This window comes from Pseudomonas sp. MT92 (assembly GCF_058792515.1).
On record NZ_JBXAFA010000006.1, the window covers coordinates 360,061 to 378,477 of the forward strand.

The following is an 18,417-nucleotide window of genomic DNA, read 5'->3' on the forward strand; positions in this document are numbered from 1 at the left end:
CCAACTCAGGGCTGTAAGGTTTTGCCATCCACCGGGTTGCCGATGGTCAGAAAGTGCCCACCGGCGACGTGGTGCAGGGTGCGCAACGCGTCCTGGCCCTCAAAGTGCCAACGTCCGTCACTGAATACCCGCTCGTCGGCCTGAGCGGCAATCACCTGCGCCAGAAACAGATCGTACTGCTGATGGTTGTCGGGTTCCGGCAGCAACCGGCATTCGAGCCAGGCAACGCAGCCTTCGAGCATCGGCGCGTCGATCAGCTCGGCATCGAATGTCGGCAAGTCATAGATCTGGAATTTGTCGCGCCCTTGCTCCCGCGTCAGCTCCAGGCCAGATGTCGACCCAACGGTTTGGACGATATCGGCCTGGGCGGCGCAGGGAACGTTCAGCACGAAGGTCCCGGAGGCTTCCAGCAGCTGTCGGGTCCAGGTGGACTTGTCCAGCACCACAGCGATTTTCGGTGGTTCGAAATCCAGCGGCATGGCCCAGGCCGCCGCCATGATATTGCGCTGACCGTCATGGGCCGCGCTAACCAGAACGGTGGGCCCATGATTGAGCAGACGGTAGGCTTTGGACAACGGGACCGGGCGACGGTGAGAAACGCTCATGGATGTCTGCTCCTGGGGGAAAGAGCCGATTGTAACGACATCTTGCGAGAGCTGGCTTGATCAGGTGTAAGGATCAGAGCCTGCTCCGCGTCGACACCGGATGTGAACCCGAAGGCAGCGATCTTTTAGCGGATCAGGTCGCCAACTGATTGGCAAACTGCCCCACCGCATTCACCACTTTCTGCGCACCGTCCTGGATCTCGACAATCACCGTGCCGGCTTCCGCCGCCAGCGTCAGCCCGTGTTCGGCCTGCAGCTTGCCGTCGGTGACCAGGGCCACGGCGTTGCGCGCCATATCCTGGTTCTGCCGCACCACCACAACAATTTCGTCGGTGGCCTGGCTGGTCCGCGAAGCCAGTTGCCGGACTTCATCCGCCACCACGGCAAACCCTCGGCCCTGCTCACCGGCACGTGCCGCTTCGATGGCCGCGTTGAGCGCCAGCAGGTTGGTTTGTTCGGCGATGCCGCTGATGGTTTTGACGATGGTGCCAATCACCAGCGACTGCTCATTGAGCGCCTCAATGCCATCACCTGCGGTTTGCATGTGCTTGGCCAGATCACGCATCACTTCCACCGCCTGATTGACCACGGTACTGCCTCGCTGGGCGCTCTGATCGGTTTGCTGCGAGGTGCTGTAGGCGATGTTCGCTGCTTCGGCGACGGCTTGCTCCTGATTGACCTGATCGGTGACCACCGTGGCGAATTTCACCACTTTGTAAAGTTTGTTATTGGCATCGACCACCGGATTGTAAGAGGCCTCCAGCCATACCGTACGACCCTGGCTATCGAGGCGCTTGAAGCGATCAACCACATACTCACCCGCGTTCAGTCGACGCCAGAAGTCCTGATACTCGGCACTGTTGGCCTCTTCCGGCAGGCAAAACATGCGGTGATGCTTGCCCTTGATCTGCGCCAGGCTGTAACCCATGCCGCTGAGAAAGCGGTCGTTGGCGCTCAACACATTGCCATCGAGATCGAACTCGATCACCGCCGTCGAACGCATCAGCGCACCGATCAGGTTTTCGTGTTCACGGGAGGTCTCGATGGTGCGGGTCAGGTCGCTGGAGAAAATCGAAAAATGCTTGATTTGGCCACTGGCCGAGCGCACTGGCTGCAGGATCGAACGCAACCATGCTTCCTGGCCGGTGCCCCGCAACAGGCGCACCGCGCCGGCAAAGTGCTCGCCACGGCTCATCGCCGCCTTGAAACGCAACTGGAATTCGTCGTTTCTCACATGCTCGGGAACGATTTCTTCGATGCGCCGGCCAATCAGCTCGTCGCTCTTGTAGTGCATTTCGCTGAGGAAATTCTGATTAACCGATTGGACCCGCCCATCTGTATCGAGGGTCAACACAAGCATCTCGCTTTCCAGGCTTTCCTTCACTTGCTGAAGGCTGGAGAGTTCTTCGCGAAGAGCCGATAGCTCCTGCTTCAAGCGTTTATTGAACATGGGGATGCACCGATGGACTGGGGTAGAAAGCGATTTACAGCCTAGCCATCGGCCTTGCGGGTCTTTTCTGAAGAGTGTTTCAGCTTTGTCCTACAAAAATAGTTCAGGCACCCCCATCGTGTTGTTGATTCACGCAGCGCCAACGGTCGAACACCTTGCGATTTTCGGCATCCGCGTGCCGAAGTATGCCGCGCTGCTTACGCCCACCGCCCCCATCACCGCGCAGAAAATCACACAGACCCACGGACTCCACGGCATCAGACCGATCAACAGCAGCGGTGTGATACTGGCCCAGGCCGCGTAGGCAATGTTGTAGGTGAACGAGATGCCCGACACACGAACCCGCGCCGGGAACAGGCTGACCATCACCGAGGGCACCGCACCGACCACTCCGCAACCGAGCCCCGCCACCGCGTAGGCCAGACCGACCCAGTCGCCGCCGCTGATCAGACAGGTGTAAAGCACGCCGATACCCAACGGCAGCAGCAGGCTATACAACATCACTGTGCGCCACGCGCCAATGCGATCGACCAGTAACCCGGCGAGCACGCAGCCAATGTTCAGAAAAACAATGCCCAACGCGCTCAGGGCGAAGGTGTGACTAGCGGTCATGCCGAATGTTTTCTGCATCATGGTTGGCGTGATGACCACGAACACCACCACCGCCGACGTCAACACACAGGTGAGGATCATTGCCGGCAGCATGGCCAGGCGATGTTCACGCAGGACACTGCGCAGCGGCAGCTCCACGGTTTGCTCGCGCCGCGCCTGCATGGCCATGAATACCGGCGTTTCACTGAGCCAGCGGCGCAGCCAGACGCCGATCACACCAAACACGCCGCCCAGCAGAAACGGGTAACGCCAGGCGTAATCGAGGATTTCGACCGGGGTGAAGGCCTGCGCCAGGAAGGTGGCCGTCAAGGCACCGAGCAGATAACCGAAGGTCAGTCCTGCCTGCAAAAAACCCAGGGCATAGCCCCGATGGCCCGCAGGCGCATGCTCGGCGACGAACACCCAGGCGCTCGGCACTTCACCGCCCACGGCCGCCCCTTGAAACACTCTCAGGAGCAACAGCAGCAGCGGGGCGAAATAGCCGATTTGCGCGTAGGTCGGCATGATTCCGATCAGCAGACAGGGCAACGCCATCATCAGGATGCTCAGGCTGAAGACCTTCTTGCGGCCCAAACGGTCGGCGAAATGCGCCATCAGAATCCCGCCCAGAGGACGTGCCAGATAGCCGGTGACGAAGATGCCGAAGCTTTGCAGCAAGCGCAGCCATTCAGGCATTTCCGGCGGGAAGAACAACTGGCTCAGGGTCAGCGCGAAAAATACGAAGATGATGAAATCGTAGATTTCCAGCGCACCGCCGAGGGCCGCAAGCCCCAGGGTTTTGTAGTCCGAGCGGTTGAAGGGCATCGGGGGTGAATCGGTGTGGGCAGTCATGAAAAGAACTCTGGTGCAGGCAAAAACCAAGGCGCCCATGGTCTACGCAAACGCGCCAGCGGACAACCCGCTAGACTAAAGTCGCATAGTCGCAAAACAGCCCCGCACAAAACTTTCGGGTGAATTAATGTCGATGTCTGTCCGAGCGGGCCGCTACCGCCCCGAAGACCACAATAAACATAATAATTCGAGGTACTCCCGTGGCCGCTGATATCGAAGATAGCCGCTCCGCCCGCTTTGCCCTGCGCTGCTCAAGTTTTGCCGAACGCTGGTTCCCCGATTCCTGGGTGTTTGCCGCGCTGGCCGTGATTATCGTCGCCCTCGCCACCATGGCCATGGGCGCCAAACCCACCGACGCGGCCATGGCGTTCGGCGACGGTTTCTGGAGCCTGATCCCGTTCACCATGCAAATGGCGTTCGTGGTGATCGGCGGGTATGTGGTCGCCAGCTCGCCACCGGCAGTCAAGCTGATCGACCGTCTGGCGAAAATCCCGAAAAACGGCCGCTCCGCCGTGGCCTGGGTGGCGCTGATCTCCATGGTTGCATCGCTGCTGAACTGGGGCCTGTCGCTGGTGTTCGGCGGCTTGCTGGTGCGCGCCCTCGCCCGCCGTACCGACCTGAAAATGGACTATCGCGCCGCCGGTGCCGCAGCGTACCTGGGCCTTGGCGCGGTGTGGGCCTTGGGCTTGTCATCGTCCGCGGCACAATTGCAGGCCAACCCGGCCAGCCTGCCGCCGTCGATTCTGTCAATCACCGGGGTCATTCCCTTCACCCAGACCATCTTTCTCTGGCAGTCGGGTGTGATGCTGTTGGCGCTGGTCGTCGTCTCGATCATCATCGCCTACGCAACCGCCCCCGGCCCCAACTCGGCACGGGACGCCAAGGACTGCGGTGTCGACCCGAGTTTCAATCTACCGCCCCTGCAACCACGCACCCGTCCCGGCGAATGGCTGGAGCACAGCCCGCTGCTCATCATACTGTTGGTGCTGCTGGCCGCCGGATGGCTGTTCCATGAGTTCTCGACCAAACCGGCGATCAGTGCGATCTCCGGCCTCAACACCTATAACTTCCTGTTCATCATGCTTGGTGCGCTGCTGCACTGGCGCCCGCGCAGCTTCCTCGACGCCGTGGCCCGTGCGGTACCGACCACCACCGGCGTGCTGATCCAGTTCCCCCTGTACGGCTCGATCGCCGCGTTGATGACCACGGTCAAAGGTGCCGATGCCCAGACCCTGGCCCATCACATCTCGACCTTCTTCGTCAGCATCGCTTCCCACGATACCTATGCGCTGCTGATGGGCGTGTACTCGGCGATCCTCGGCTTCTTCATTCCGTCCGGTGGCGGCAAGTGGATCATCGAGGCGCCGTATGTGATGCAAGTCGCCACGGATCTGAACTACCACCTGGGTTGGGCCGTGCAGATCTACAACGCCGCCGAAGCCCTGCCCAACCTGATCAACCCGTTCTATATGCTGCCGCTGCTGGGCGTGCTCGGGCTGAAAGCACGGGACCTGATCGGATTTTCGTTCGTGCAACTGCTGGTGCACACGCCGTTGGTGTTGCTGTTGCTTTGGGCGCTGGGAACGACGCTGGCGTATACGCCACCGGTAATGCCGTAGACCGCTGGAACTTTTGTGGGAGGCGGTGCAGCTCCCACATTTGAGACGGACCCACAGGCTAAAAAGGATCTGAGCATGATTAAACTCGTAGGACTGACGCTCGCGGCACTCACCCTGAGCGCCGCCGCCCACGCCGATGTGACCCTGAACCTGGGCAGCACCGAACGCCTCACGCGTCTTTTTGCTTATCCCAACAACTGCAACGTGATTTGCTTTCGCAACTGGACACTGGAGCAAACGGTCGAGCATTACCTGACCCAAAGCGTGCAGCGCGATGGCTACGGCACCGCGAAGGTTCTGGTCAAAACCGATAATGGTCAGCTCTTCACTGTCATCAGCGGCGTACCCGCCGACTATCAAAAACCCTTGACGGCGCTGCTCGACGCCGGCGATCTGGCTTACACCGGCGCCAGCAAACTGAATGCCGACGGCAAGTGGGCCTATAACTGGTATTTTTTCCTGCCGCTGGGCATGCCCCTGGAAAACCGCAGAAGCGTCGAATTGCTGCACTTCCCGCCCGACTATTCATTGACCCAGGCCCAGGATTACCTCAAGTCAGCCACGACGGATCGCTGGGCCTCATTACTGACGATCAATGGCGTCCCGGCCGAGCAGACGCCGAGCTACCAGACGATCATCGACATCGCTCCGATTGCCGCGCCGTCCAACGCCGGCAAGGACCTGGAAGGTGTCTACGATTACTTCAAGGACTACCAGACCACCATGGTCAAGAACCTCAGCCGAAATGCCAGCGGCGAGGCCGTGCCGATGGTTGCGTTTGGTTCACCGGTGCGTGACTGGATCAAACAACACTACGGGCCGACGGTGAATGTACTGGGCCTGGTGAATATCAGCCCGAACGAAGGGCTGAAAGTACCCGTTCTGGGTGCCAACCACCCGAGCTACATTTGGTACGCCGCCGACCCGGCAAACTACACCGGCACCGATGCCAAGGCCAAAGCCGATGCAGCGGGACTGAAAGTCATGGGACAGGACCTGAGCGCCGCGTGCTGGCAGGCCGCCATGGGCCGCGAGACTGACAGCAATGCTGATATTGAGCTCAGGAGTTGCACGCAAACCTGGCAAGTGGCCCAGAAAGATAAAACCTGCGAGCTGTTCTACACCTCGATCCGCAATCTGACGCCTCAACAAGCTGCAGGCAAATGCGCGTCGGCAACGATCCAGGCCCAGCTCAAACAACTCAAGGCACCTGCACCGGAAACCGCACTTCCCGCTCCAGCGTTTTAGACCAAAGAACCGATGAACGGCCGGTCTCGCTGTCAGTTATGACAGTAGACCCGCCGACTCATCTGCGAGAGGCTTGGGCGAAACCATGTTGCAGCGCTGACAGGATCGTCAGTTGGAGGAAGTCGCAGCATCCAGCCAACAAGGATCGTTATGAAAGCCAATGCCCCTCGCAATCCCCTCGCCGCACCGCCAGCCGGTGTCTATCCGTTTGCGCACCTTCCGGTTCGCCTGGGATTCCCCTCCCGGGCCGACTTCGAGGTCATCACCAACGACAAAGGCGCAGCGATCGCCATTGCTGCCTTGCGCGAGTTTCCCCGTATCAGCCGAATTTGCCGGATATCGGGACAACTACTGCCCTATCGTTGCCGACATACCAGGCAACTCGCTCCCGGCGTGCATGTCTTCGACCCACGCTTCTGTGGATTGCTGCAACACGCTTGCGACCCAAATGTCTTTCTCGACATGGGCGAGCTATGGCTGTGGGCGCTGAAGGACATACAGAAAGGTGACTGGCTGACGATCGACTACGCCGCCACCGAAGACAAACTGTTGCGTCAGTTCGCCTGTCAATGCGGTTCGTACAAATGTCGCGGCTGGATCACCGGCTACAACGAATCGCCAAACGCCGACGGCCAGGCCTTTTTACAGCGCTGGCGTCGGCATCTGTTCGACTGAATGCGTTACTTCGCTTCGACCGGACGCAGGCGGTACTGTGGCGGCAATTGCTCGAAGCCACTGATCGTAGTGTTCAGGCTTTTCCAGCGACCGTCCTTGATGCCGTAGATGCAACCGTGGATCGACAGGCTCTGTCCGCGGTGCCAGGCGTTTTGCACGATGCTGGTATGGGCGACATTGGCCACTTGCTGAACCACATTGAGTTCGCAGAGCCGATCGACCTGCTCCTCTTCAGTGGCCAGTTTGGCGAGTTCTTCGCGCTTCTCGTAGTAAAGGTCGCGAATCGAACGCAGCCAGCCGTCGATCAGGCCGAACTGGCGATCCTGCATCGAGGCTCGAACACCACCGCAACCATAGTGGCCGGTGACCAGAATGTGTTTGACCTTGAGTACGTCAACCGCGTACTGAATCACCGACAGGCAGTTGAGGTCGGTGTGCAACACCACATTGGCCACGTTGCGGTGTACGAACAAATCGCCCGGCAGCATGCCGACGATCTCGTTGGCCGGCACCCGGGCATCGGAACAGCCGATCCACAGGTACTCGGGAGTCTGTTGGCGAGCCAGCTTGGCGAAGAAGTCAGGATCTTCTTTGGTGATCGCGTCAGCCCAGCGCTCGTTGTTGTCGATCAGATCTTGTAGTTCGTTCATGCAATGAAGCCTCGAGAATGATGCGCTGCTTTGACAGACAACCGCCCGTCGAGGTCACGCGCTTTATGCACATGCCACCGAAAGCTCGTAAATGGCGCTCCATGCCGGTGGAATTCTCGGTAACCCAGTGGGTCCACCTAGTAAGGCCCACAGTATGAGGAATTGCCATGACTGATTCACGACGTCCATATGATGCGGTGCAACCAGAACCCATCGATGACAACGAAGACCGCATGGGTTCGGTGCATGAGCTGGATTTCGACGAGGAAGAACCCGATGCCAGGATCGGCGACGAGTTGCCGGACAGCGAGCGAGCGCAACTGATGTCTCGTCGGCGCGTACGCGAAGCCGGCATGACCGGTGCATCGACCGCTGATCACGAACCCACGGATGATGACATGAGCCCGGAAACCCTGATCCGCGAAGACGGCGCCCGCGATGCCCATGAAGCGGGTCAAGGGGATCAGGCTGATTGGGACTTGAGCATTGTCGATGAAGACGACATCGGTGGGGGCAATGGGCTGGATGAAGAGGAAATGGCCCGGCGCGATCCGCTGGACCGCAAGCGTTGATCGATCCTGGACAGGAGCCTTTGGTGGCTCCTGCGCAGCAATCGGCGTTTAAGTTGTAACAAAGATGTTCAATCTACCAGCGTACAGGCCATGACCACCGCATCTTCGCGTCCGCCCACCGCCGGGTAGTAATCCCGCCGACGTCCGATCTCGTTGAAGCCATAGCGCTCATACAACTTGAACGCCGCCGTGTTGCTGTCGCGGACCTCCAGGAAACATTCCCGGGCATCGGCCTTGTAGGCAATCGACATCAAATGCTCCAGCAGCGTCAAACCCAGGCCACGACCCTGGCTTTCCGGTTTGACGGTGATGTTCAGCAGGTGCGCCTCATCGAGAATGATCTGCACCACACCGTGGCCCACCTGCTGCTGCCCTTCGAACATCAGCCAGATCTGGTACTTGCCCAGGCCATCGAGAAAAATCCCTCGGGTCCAGGGATGGCTGTAGGCCGCGTATTCGATTTTCAGTACAGCTTCCAGGTCCGCCTCGGTCATCGGGCGGAACGATACAGCGTCACTCATTCGATTCTTTCCAGCGCGCCATCAGCCGACGCATGGCTTGCCAGACATCAGCCTTACGCTGTGGCTCTTCCATTAATAATTCCAGGCCAGGCAAGGCCCAGACCGAGCCCAGGCCTTCGACCTGGCGTTCACGATTGAAGGATTCGGCATTGGCCTCCCCGGCAAAACGCACGGCAGGCAGGCCGATCAGCCATAGACAGACGCACGGCGCGTCTTCCAGCCGGGCCGAGATAAAGCCCTGTACGAAGTCACGCGCCGCTTCCGGGCCCTGATCCATGGTGCCTCGGGCCAGCAGCGGCCAGCGCACCGGCTCGCCGATGATCTGCGGGCTGTCCGGCAGGCCGGCGGCGCGCAACATGTCCTTGAGCAACAGATAAGCGGGATCGCGGGCCTGGAACGCCTCGCCTGTGGGTAACTCCACCAGCAGCAGGCAACGCCCTGCCCGCAGCAACTGCAGGGCAAAACGAGGTGGCGGTACGGGGGCGACCCTGGTGACGACCGGCGCTTCTACGACTTCTTCCACCGGTTTGGCCCCGGTGCGCGAGCTTGCCAACGATGGCCGTGGTACTTCGATTTTCACCCGCTCGGCCAGTTTGACCTGCGGCTCCACAGGCGCCTGGGCCGCAGGTGCCGGCACTGCCGGGGCGACGGGCAACGGCTCGGGCAGCTCCAGCAGTTCGGGCCGCGACGGTGCAGCAAAGGGCAATTCGGTGCGCGGCAGCCAATTGACCACCTGCATGGCGTTCAAATAGGCGCGGCGGCGAGACTCGATAAGCAAAGGTCGGCCACTTGTGGATAACTAAAGTGCGGTGATTCTACCGCCCTTCGCTCAAGATCGCCCGCAGTTGATCGTTAGAAAAGCGACAGTCCGTCCCGAGAGTGAATCGCATCGGTCCCGATGCAGTACAATCTCGGCTTTTAATCGCCAACCAGCCGGCCATTCCGATGATCGAACCCAAGCGCGTCTTGCGCGCCCTCGCTGAACACTGGGCACTTCTGGAGCCATTGTGCGAGCACTTCGACCAAGGCACACTGAGCCTCAACGAACTGCGTTCACAGCTGGCCGCCCAGCAACTCGACAGTACGCCGCAGGACATCACCAGCCTGCTGGACGTGTGGATTCGCCTCGACATTCTGGTTCCCGTGGCGAAAAGCCCGAACCGGTTCGAGCTCAACGCGCAGATCCACGACTTCCTCGCTTACCTGCGCCGTGAACACCGTCTGGGCCTGTGTCTGGAGATCGAAGCCTATTTGCGTCATCTCGAACGCCTGGCCGGCTACATCCAGGACGCCTTCGACATCCGCGACGGCAATGATCTGGCGCGCCAACTGCGTCTGCTGGACATGCGCGTACGCGATGTATTGAAAAAACTCGCCAACGACGAACAGGCCCTGGTGGCCGTTGCCGAGCGGGCCAAGACCAGCGACCGGCAGATCCCGCTGCGCCAGCGTTACGCTGAGGTCCTCGCGACCTGGGACGAATACGTCGAGCCGATGATTCAGTTGGTCAACGCCGACGGCGCCTTTGAACAGGGTGTGCGCAAGGTCGAAAACGTGCTGCTGCGCATGCTCACCGAGCAGCAACGCCTCGGCCATCTGGTTGATGACGACATGCTGCTGCGCACCCACGCGCGGATCCTCGAAATGCAGACCAGTGCGCAACTGACCCTGCGTCACGCCCGTGAGTTGCTGCTGCCGCTGCGTGAAGAAGCCCGTCGTCACAACGCCGTGACCCGCGGTGCGGCGCTGGCCCTGTCGATGATTCGCCGCAAGGGTATCGACGCGGTGCCACAAGCCGCGATGCCGATGTTCACGCGGCCGCAAAGCACCTTTCTCGGCAGTGCCAGTCAGGTCGAGGCCTATGTTTACGCGCTGGCCCGTTTCGAGCCGAAACCGGCGCGCTTCCCCAAGGCACACAAGACCCACAAGGGCGGCGATGCCCCGCGTGCGCCACGCACGGTCCGGGAGATGCTCGACCGTTGCGAAGACGCCCTGCCGATGCCAGACCTGATGACCTGGCTGCTGGAGCAGGAACCGGACGGCGCCACCGACGAACTGCTGTATTGGTTCTCGCGCCTGTCGCGGGAAAAGCGCTTCAAACGCGAACGTCTGGAACGCCGCGATTACTTCACACACGAGCACCAGGTCAGCCTGCGCTCCTTCGCCCTGCTCTCGGCCGGTCCTGACGCCTCCGAGAATTCTGCGAGCACCCTCCATGCCAGTACTCCCCATGCAAGTTGATCTATCCGAACTGTCTCAGCTGGCGCCGATCTTTCGCGAGCTGTTCAAGGGCTACCACGTCAGCCGTCGCGATCCAGAGCTGTACGCGCAGCTGTCGAACTTTCAGGACCAGTACCGCACGCTGTTCAAGGCGCTGGGCTTTGAACTGGTCTGCGACACCCGTGGTTTCTACTACTTCGTGCCGGACCTCGCGGCGGCGGCGGTGAACAAGACGGCCCAGCGCCTGGCACTGTTCACGTTCATCCTCGTCGAGCACCTGGCCGACCAGGGCCGCGACCCGATCGCCGTGCTCGACGGCGGCAGCCTCGGCCGTGATGAACTGCCATCGTTGCTCGAGAAGTATCGCGACCTGTTCATCCAGGCCGAAGTGCAGACCCAGGACGAACTGGAAGAAAAAATCATGCGCCGCATGACCCAGCTCGGCTTCGCCAGTGAAGAAAACGGCGTCTACCGCTTCCTGCCGCCGATGCACCGCTTCCTCGATGTGTGCCTGTCGGTTCAACAGGACCGTGATCTGGCGGCCAGCCTGCACAGCGTGCTGCCACTGCCGGCGCCGGTGCTGATCGACGAAGACAGCGATGAAAAGCTGCTGCAGACCGACGACCCGCTCGATTTGAGCGAATTCGATGGTGAAAGCGAAGAAGATGCTCTGGCCCGCGCCATCGCCGAAGAACAGGAGCTCGACGCATGAGCAAGGAACGCTACGGCATCCGCCGCTTTGCCCTACTGAACACCGCCGGTTACAGCCTCGGGCTGTTCCCGCTGGAAGAACCGCTGTCGGTCTACGGCGCGAACAACCTGGGCAAATCCGCCTCGATCAACGCCTTGCAGTTCCCGATCCTGGCGCGCATGTCGGACATGAGTTTCGGCAAGTACAGCCTGGAACAATCCCGGCGCTTCTATTTTGCCTCGGACACCAGTTACATCCTCGTCGAAGTGAACCTGCCCCACGGTCCGCACGTGATCGGCGTGGTCGGTCGTGGTCCGGGCGGCGGTTTCGGTCACCAGTTCTTTGCCTATGCCGGCAAACTGGACCTAGCCCATTATCAGAAAAACGATACCTGCCTGCGTCAGAAGGAACTGTTCACCAACCTTGAACGCGAAGGCCTGAAAGCCTACGAACTCAAGCCGGATGAATTGCGTCGCTTGCTGGTCGGTGGCCACACCTCGATCCCGCTGGACCTGACGCTGATCCCGCTGCGCTCCACCAGCGAGCAGAGCCTGAAGACCTTCCGCGCCCTGTTCATCAACCTGCTGCACATGCGTGAAATCACAGCGGCCAAGCTCAAGCAATTGTTCCTGGATGCCTTCGAACACAGCCTGCGTTCCGGTAGCGTGGATTACATTGCGGCGTGCGAAGAAGCCTTCCGCGATGTACGACGCATGGAGCAGGACTACAACTCGCTGGTCGCCGCCGGCCCATTGGTCGAAGCCTTGGCCAACGGCGTGAAACAGCGCGACATCCTGCGTGGCAAACTGCACCGGATTTCGCCTTTGCTCGACTCTTTGCTCGGCACTTGGTCAGACTACGCTGGCGCACGCAAGGAAGAGCTGACGATCCAGGCCGAACACTACCGTCGCGAGCAGGACGAACTGCAAAACGATCAACGCGGCGGCACTCAGGAACTGATGCGTCTGGAGCGGGAAATTACCGGCATCCAGCGCTGGCTCGGCGAGCTGTCGGTGCTCAAGCATCGCTTTGCCCTGGTCGATGACGTCAAGGTGCTGGAGCAGCAATTGCTCGCGGCCAAGGACGCCCACGATGAACTGGCCGGTGCGCTGGCGCAGTCGCGACAATTCAGCGCCGAGGATCTGGAAGAGCGTCTGCGGGATCTGGAAAAACGTCTGAAGTCGGTCAAGCAGCAACTCGATCACGCCGACAACAACAGCTACGCCCGCTTGCGCGAAGAGTTCTCGCAGCAGGACGTCGAACGCTTGATGCGTCTGTTCAACAGCGCGCTGTTCAGCCTGCCCCTGGGCGAACACGGCATTGCGCTGGACGACAACGGCGACTGGGTCAAATCCGTAGAACTGATCCTCGACGGCTTCAAAGGCGAGCGTTTCGAAGTACCGGGGCTGTCCATCGACATCTCCCACATCGAGCCGCCAGCCTTGCAGGCCCTGGCTGACCGTGCGGCACTGCGCGACCAGAAAGAGCGCCTGGACAAAGAACTCAAGCAACTGAAAACCCAGCAAGCCGTGGCCGCTGACCGCGCCGCGAGCAAGACCCAGACCGAAGCGCTGTACCAGCAAGTGCTGGATGCGCAGAAGGCCCTGGAAGACTTCCGTCGCGCGCAAACCCTGAGCGCCGAAGAAGGCGACAAGCTTGAGCAACTGGCTCAAATGGAAGCCGCGCAGGACGAATTGAAGCGCTCCAGCGATGCCTTTACCGAACGCGTCCAGCAACTGTCGGCCAAGCTGCAACTGGTCGGCCGGCAGATCGCCGACATGGAAGCCAAGCAACGCACGCTCGATGACGCCTTGCGCCGCCGTCAGCTACTGCCGGCGGACCTGCCTTTCGGCACGCCGTTCATGGACCCGGTCGACGATTCCATGGATAACCTGTTGCCGCTGCTCAACGATTATCAGGACAGTTGGCAAGGTCTGCTTCGCGCCGACGGCCAGATCGAAGCGCTGTACGCGCAGGTGCGCCTCAAGGGCGTGGCCAAGTTCGACAGCGAAGACGATATGGAGCGGCGCCTGCAATTGTTGATCAACGCTTACGCGCACCGCACCGACGAAGCCCTGACCCTGGGCAAGGCACGTCGCGCCGCCGTTACCGACATCGCCCGCACCCTGCGCAACATCCGCAGCGACTACGACAGCCTCGAGCACCAGTTGGCGTTGTTCAACCGCGAGATCAACAAACGTCAGGTGTCGAACCTGCAGAGCTTCCGCATCGTGCTCGCGCCGAACAAGGAAGCGCTCAAGCACATCGACCAGATCATCCACAGCGCCGGCCAGTACGAAGAAGGCGAAACCCTGTCGGTGTTCGATCTGAGCCAGAGCGCGGAACAGGACAACAAGAACGAAGAGGCCAAGGAATACCTGGCACGCCTGGTGGCGGCGAACCACAACCAGCTCGGCCTCAAGGACTTGTTCGAACTGGCGTTCGAGATCACCAAGGTCAACGGTCAGCCAGTGATCCACACCGACATCGACGGCGCCGCGTCCAACGGCACCACGATGACCATCAAGGCGCTGACCAACATGTACTTGTTGCTGCACTTGATGGACCGCGACCTGGCCGGCCGTGTGCGCTTGCCGTACTACCTCGACGAGGCGGCGGACATCGACGAGAAGAACCAGGCAGCGTTGCTGGAAACCAGCCTGCAACTGGGCTTCGTACCGATCCTGGCAAGCGTGAAGCCACAGGTCTGCGCCAGTGTCGCTATCGACCTGGAAGGCGGCAGCGGCCCGGCTGGCATCTACATCGACGAGGCGGACTGGAAGTACATCCGTCGTCATGATCAGGTGAAGGCGATCATCAATGCTGAAGCGGACGAGCCGGAGCTGGACGCGGTCTGACGCTTGAATTGATGGCAACAAAAAAGGCCGCGATCCTCAGGATCGCGGCCTTTTTCATTGGTGCAGGGCTAAGGCCGATCCGGACTATTTACCGAGTAAGATCTTCGGCGCCCAGGTCAGCCATTCCTCTTCGAACTTGTCAAACAGCGGGAACGTCTGCTCCGCCCGCGCCGGAGTACCCATGCGTTCGCCATCCGGAGTGGCAAATGCAACCCCACCCTGAATCAGGGTCTCCAGCGATTCGGTACGAAGAGTCGCCCCCTTGAACAGCCCGACATCAAGACCAAAACCACTGGTGTTCCAGAAACGAGTGCCGCTGCGAACCAATGGTGCGTATTTCGGCTCGATCAGAATGTGGATCAACACGCGGTCCGCGGTCTGACCCAGTTCATACCCGGTCACTTTGCCGACCGTGATTTCACGGTACGTCACCGGCACACCGGCTTTCAGTGAACCACGCCGCGCCGCGCTCAACACCAGGCTCAACCCGGCTTCAACCCTGGCGCTCTCGGGGGGGCTGGCCAGGGCTGTGAAGTTTTTCTGCGGACCAAGGTTCTTTGGTGCTGGCTGGACCTCGATGTATTGCCCGGTGACCAAGGTCTCCAGGTTAGAGGTCTTGATCAAGCCCAGCTCGGGCTTGACCACCCAGAATTGGCTACCGACGCGGGCGATGCGCTCAGGCACTTCAGTGAGTCGCGCGGTGATAAGCACCGATTGCAGGTCGTCCGTGAGGTCGACGCCTTCAATCTTGCCGACATCCAGCCCTTTGAAACGAATCGGTGTACCGGCGCGCAAGCCATCGGCGCGATCGACCCTGATCGTGATCACCTCGCCTTTTTGCGTAGCCTCATCATGACTGGCAAACAACCGGAAACGCGGAATCCGCTTTTGCAAAGGCGCCTTGGCCTGTGGCGTTTCAAAGGCAATGCCGCCCGCCATCAAGCTTTGCAACGACTCACTTTTGACTTGAATACCTCCGGTCAGCCCACCCGTCAGGGTAATGCCGCTGGCATTCCAGAATCGGGTCGACGCATTGACCAGGTTTTCGTATTCCTTCTCGATGTGAACACCGATCACCAGTTGGTTCTTCTTGCGTGAAAACTGATAGCTCTGTACCGAGCCGACCTTGACCTGCTTGTACAGAACAGGGCTGCCGACTTCCAGCGAACCAAGGTTCTCGGTGAACAACACCAGGTGCAGACCCGGCGAGCGCAAATCCAGCGGCGGCGCCTTGGGCCTCGCGACGAACTCGCGTTGCGGCGCTGCGCCTTTATCCCCGGGACGCACGGCGATGTAGTTACCTTTGACCAGCGCCTCAAGCCCCGTGATGCCGGCGAGCGAGATCGACGGTTTGACCACCCAGAACTGAGTGCCATCGACGAGGTAGTCTTCAGCCAACGGATCCAGCGTCAGTTCGGCGCTCGCAGCCGCCAAATCAGCGTCAACCTTGAGCGCCTTGAGTGTGCCAACCTGAATGCCCTTGTACATGACCGGCGTACGACCGGCCTGCAGACCTTCGAAGTCACTGAGTTTGACCTTGACCTTGATACCGGCCGCGGCGGCATCGAAGTCCTCATAGAGACGGAATGGCAGACTCGGATCCGTGGGTGGGCTGTCCCTGCGATTTTCCGGAGTGGCGAACGCGATGCCACCCGCGACAATGCTGGCAAGAGACTCGCTGCGCACCTTCACGCCCGACAGATTGGCATCGATGCTGATGCCGCTGGCGTTCCAGAAGCGCGTGTGTTTACGCACCAATTTGGCGTAGGTCGGCTCAATGAAGACCTTGAGTTCAACAGTGCTCTGATCTTCGGACAGCACGTAACTTTTGATCTGGCCGACCTTGATTTGTTTGTAGAACACCGGGCTACCGCGGTTCAACGAGCCCAGGCGATCAGCCTTGATCGTCAGGTGCAGCCCGGGCTGGGCGTCGGATAGCGGCGGCTCCTGGGCCAGGGCCTTGAATTTGCGCGTGGGCTCACCTTCCCCGGGACTGATCGCGACGTAATTGCCCGAAACCAGGGTCTCCAGGCCAGTGATCCCGGCCAGGGTTACGCTCGGCTTGACCAACCAGAATCGCGTGCTGGTCCGCAGGTATTGCTCCACGTCCTTATTCATTTCGACGGTGGCAATTACGCCCTTGGAGGCTCCTTCATCATCGAGTTTGAGCGTTTTAACCTTGCCGACCGGCATGCCTTTGTAGACGACTTCAGTCTTGTTGGCCTGAATGCCTTCGCCGCTTTCAAAGCGCACCTGGACCTCGATGCCAGTCTCGGAATAAGCACGCCAGCCAAGCCAGCTACCGATGATCAGGGCGATCAGGGGGAGTACCCAAATGGCTGACCAGTTCGAGGCCGGTCGGGTTTTCGCTGTTGGCAAATCAGTCATGGTCGTCGTCCGACTCCGTGTTATCCCAAATCAGTCGGGGATCGAAAGTTACTGCAGCCAGCATGGTCAGGATGACCACACTGGCAAAGGCTATGGCACCAAGATCGGCTTCGACGCTGGCCAGTCGCCCGAAGTTCACGACCGCCACCAGAATGGCGATCACAAAAATATCGAGCATCGACCAGCGGCCGATGAACTCGATGAAGCGGTACATCCATATACGTTGGCGGGCTGAAAGTGGCTGACGACGCTGTACGGAATACAGCAGCAGTGCAATGCCCACGAGTTTGAACGTGGGTACCAGAATACTGGCGATAAAAACCACGGCGGCAATAGGGATCATGCCGTGCTGAACCAATTGGATCACGCCAGACATGATAGTGCTGGGGTCACCCTTGCCCAGCGAACTCACGGTCATGATCGGCAACACATTGGCGGGTATGTAGAGAATGGCAGCAGTAATCAGCAACGCCCAGGTGCGCATCAGGCTATTCGGACGGCGGGCATGCACTATGGCACCACAGCGAGTACACACCTGCTCACCGGCATCAGCTTCCTGCTTGTTCAACTCATGGCATTCGGCGCAAATCAGAATGCCTGCATCAATCGCCCGCATGGGCATCCTCTCCTGATAAAGCCTGCCAGATCTGGTGAGGCGACATCACAACCTCCAGCCAGACTTGAACCAATAGCAAAGCAACGAAGCAGGCCAGCCCGATACCTATCGTCATTGCTGCCATATCTGCCAGTTTTACGATGGCGACGAGTACACCCATGAGGTAAACCTCGAGCATCCCCCAATCTCTTAAATGGTGATAAATACGGTAAAGCAGCAAACCGTAACTGCGGCCGACATCAAAATGAATGCTCAGCAATACCGTCAGCTGGCACAGCAGCTTGAGCAGCGGTATACCCATGCTGCACAGGAACACAATCACGGCAACGCCTTGCATACCCGAATTGAACAACCCCAAAACACCGCTCCAGACAGTATCTTGCGATGACTGCCCGAGTAGATTGAGCTGCATGATGGGTAAAAAGTTCGCGGGGACGTATAACAAAAGCGCCGCGATGACCAAAGCCAAGCTGCGGTGCACCACGTTGTGTCGATGGGCGTATAGCTCGTACCCGCAGCGCGGGCACAGGGCTTTCTCGCCATGGGCAAGCTTGGGCTTGCGCATCAGCAAGTCGCATTCGTGACACGCCACCAAATAGCCCAGTGGTAAATCTGACAGCCCGGAGGCGTCAACCGGATCTGGCATAAGGGCTCTGGCTCCGAAAAAGTTGGACCTATTCTAGTGCCCTGAATCAAAAATAACTGTTCAAATTTCTGCGGTGATTAATCGTGCTTTTTTGCGCCAAAAACAAAACCCCTACCTGCATGCGCAGATAGGGGTTTTGGAATTTAATCTTGACGATGACCTACTCTCACATGGGGAAACCCCACACTACCATCGGCGATGCATCGTTTCACTGC

The 18,417-nt window shown here is 59.7% G+C and carries 16 protein-coding genes and 1 pseudogene; 7 read left to right on the forward strand and 10 right to left on the reverse strand.

Features of this window, described 5'->3' with window-relative positions:
* Nucleotides 1–5 precede the first annotated feature (5 nt).
* The 4 genes and pseudogenes from AC1Q6D_RS14295 to AC1Q6D_RS14310 form a co-directional block, all read right to left on the reverse strand.
* On the reverse strand, nt 6–605 hold the full coding sequence (locus AC1Q6D_RS14295; protein ID WP_047533219.1) for a flavin reductase family protein: 600 nt from the start codon (nt 603–605) through the stop codon (nt 6–8).
* Nucleotides 606–738: 133 nt separating this feature from the next.
* Nucleotides 739–1,347, reverse strand: a complete 609-nt coding sequence (locus AC1Q6D_RS14300; protein WP_404943289.1) for a methyl-accepting chemotaxis protein — start codon at nt 1,345–1,347, stop codon at nt 739–741.
* Nucleotides 1,327–2,055, reverse strand: a pseudogene (locus AC1Q6D_RS14305) (PAS domain-containing protein); the annotation flags it as partial. The pseudogene AC1Q6D_RS14305 and the gene AC1Q6D_RS14300, both read right to left, overlap by 21 nt.
* A 129-nt stretch (nt 2,056–2,184) precedes the next feature.
* Nucleotides 2,185–3,498: an MFS transporter gene (locus tag AC1Q6D_RS14310; protein WP_103405100.1), complete on the reverse strand. Its 1,314-nt coding sequence runs from the start codon at nt 3,496–3,498 to the stop codon at nt 2,185–2,187.
* A gap of 200 nt (nt 3,499–3,698) precedes the next feature.
* On the opposite strand from AC1Q6D_RS14310, the gene AC1Q6D_RS14315 reads away from it, so the two are divergent.
* From AC1Q6D_RS14315 to AC1Q6D_RS14325, 3 genes are all read left to right on the forward strand, one after another.
* Nucleotides 3,699–5,117, forward strand: coding sequence for a short-chain fatty acid transporter (locus tag AC1Q6D_RS14315; RefSeq protein ID WP_103405099.1), 1,419 nt, complete (start codon nt 3,699–3,701; stop codon nt 5,115–5,117).
* 75 nt (nt 5,118–5,192) lie between these two features.
* Nucleotides 5,193–6,365, forward strand: a complete 1,173-nt coding sequence (locus tag AC1Q6D_RS14320; RefSeq protein ID WP_103405098.1) for a hypothetical protein — start codon at nt 5,193–5,195, stop codon at nt 6,363–6,365.
* Between the two features lie 150 nt (nt 6,366–6,515).
* Entirely contained in the window at nt 6,516–7,040 is a 525-nt protein-coding gene (locus AC1Q6D_RS14325; protein WP_103405097.1) for an SET domain-containing protein-lysine N-methyltransferase, read from the forward strand.
* A 5-nt stretch (nt 7,041–7,045) separates the two neighbouring features.
* On the opposite strand, the gene can is transcribed toward AC1Q6D_RS14325, so the two are convergent.
* Entirely contained in the window at nt 7,046–7,690 is a 645-nt protein-coding gene (gene can / locus AC1Q6D_RS14330) for a carbonate dehydratase (RefSeq protein ID WP_103405096.1), read from the reverse strand.
* Between the two features lie 167 nt (nt 7,691–7,857).
* Here can and AC1Q6D_RS14335 point away from each other — a divergent pair, with 167 nt between their 5' ends.
* Nucleotides 7,858–8,262 carry a serine kinase/phosphatase gene (locus AC1Q6D_RS14335; protein WP_103405095.1) on the forward strand — a complete coding sequence of 135 codons (405 nt, stop codon included), beginning with the start codon at nt 7,858–7,860 and terminating at the stop codon, nt 8,260–8,262.
* Nucleotides 8,263–8,330: 68 nt separating this feature from the next.
* Here the strand turns inward: AC1Q6D_RS14335 and rimI are convergent, their stop codons facing one another.
* Together rimI and AC1Q6D_RS14345 are read right to left on the reverse strand one after the other, a co-directional pair.
* Complete coding sequence (rimI, locus tag AC1Q6D_RS14340; RefSeq protein ID WP_103405094.1) at nt 8,331–8,783, reverse strand: ribosomal protein S18-alanine N-acetyltransferase; 453 nt, start codon at nt 8,781–8,783, stop codon at nt 8,331–8,333.
* Entirely contained in the window at nt 8,776–9,522 is a 747-nt protein-coding gene (locus AC1Q6D_RS14345) for an energy transducer TonB (RefSeq protein WP_103405093.1), read from the reverse strand. The genes rimI and AC1Q6D_RS14345 overlap by 8 nt, the downstream gene beginning before the upstream one ends.
* A 206-nt stretch (nt 9,523–9,728) precedes the next feature.
* Here AC1Q6D_RS14345 and mksB point away from each other — a divergent pair, with 206 nt between their 5' ends.
* From mksB to mksF, 3 genes are read left to right on the forward strand one after another with little or no spacing between them, the layout of a single operon-like run.
* A complete protein-coding gene (gene mksB, locus AC1Q6D_RS14350; protein ID WP_103405092.1) occupies nt 9,729–11,024 on the forward strand; it encodes an Mks condensin complex protein MksB in 1,296 nt (431 codons plus the stop codon).
* Nucleotides 11,014–11,715, forward strand: coding sequence for an Mks condensin complex protein MksE (gene mksE / locus AC1Q6D_RS14355; RefSeq protein ID WP_103405091.1), 702 nt, complete (start codon nt 11,014–11,016; stop codon nt 11,713–11,715). The genes mksB and mksE overlap by 11 nt, the downstream gene beginning before the upstream one ends.
* Nucleotides 11,712–14,552 carry an Mks condensin complex protein MksF gene (gene mksF, locus AC1Q6D_RS14360; RefSeq protein WP_103405090.1) on the forward strand — a complete coding sequence of 947 codons (2,841 nt, stop codon included), beginning with the start codon at nt 11,712–11,714 and terminating at the stop codon, nt 14,550–14,552. Before mksE ends, mksF begins: the two co-directional genes overlap by 4 nt.
* 84 nt (nt 14,553–14,636) lie before the next feature.
* Here the strand turns inward: mksF and AC1Q6D_RS14365 are convergent, their stop codons facing one another.
* From AC1Q6D_RS14365 to AC1Q6D_RS14375, 3 genes are read right to left on the reverse strand one after another with little or no spacing between them, the layout of a single operon-like run.
* The gene (locus tag AC1Q6D_RS14365) at nt 14,637–16,940 is read right to left on the reverse strand and encodes a PqiB family protein (protein WP_103405089.1); all 2,304 of its coding nucleotides are present in this window, start codon (nt 16,938–16,940) and stop codon (nt 14,637–14,639) included.
* Nucleotides 16,933–17,556 (reverse strand): paraquat-inducible protein A, encoded by a 624-nt coding sequence (locus AC1Q6D_RS14370; RefSeq protein ID WP_103405088.1) that lies wholly within the window; start codon nt 17,554–17,556, stop codon nt 16,933–16,935. Before AC1Q6D_RS14370 ends, AC1Q6D_RS14365 begins: the two co-directional genes overlap by 8 nt.
* Nucleotides 17,543–18,202: a paraquat-inducible protein A gene (locus AC1Q6D_RS14375; RefSeq protein ID WP_103405087.1), complete on the reverse strand. Its 660-nt coding sequence runs from the start codon at nt 18,200–18,202 to the stop codon at nt 17,543–17,545. The genes AC1Q6D_RS14370 and AC1Q6D_RS14375 overlap by 14 nt, the downstream gene beginning before the upstream one ends.
* Nucleotides 18,203–18,417: the final 215 nt, after the last annotated feature.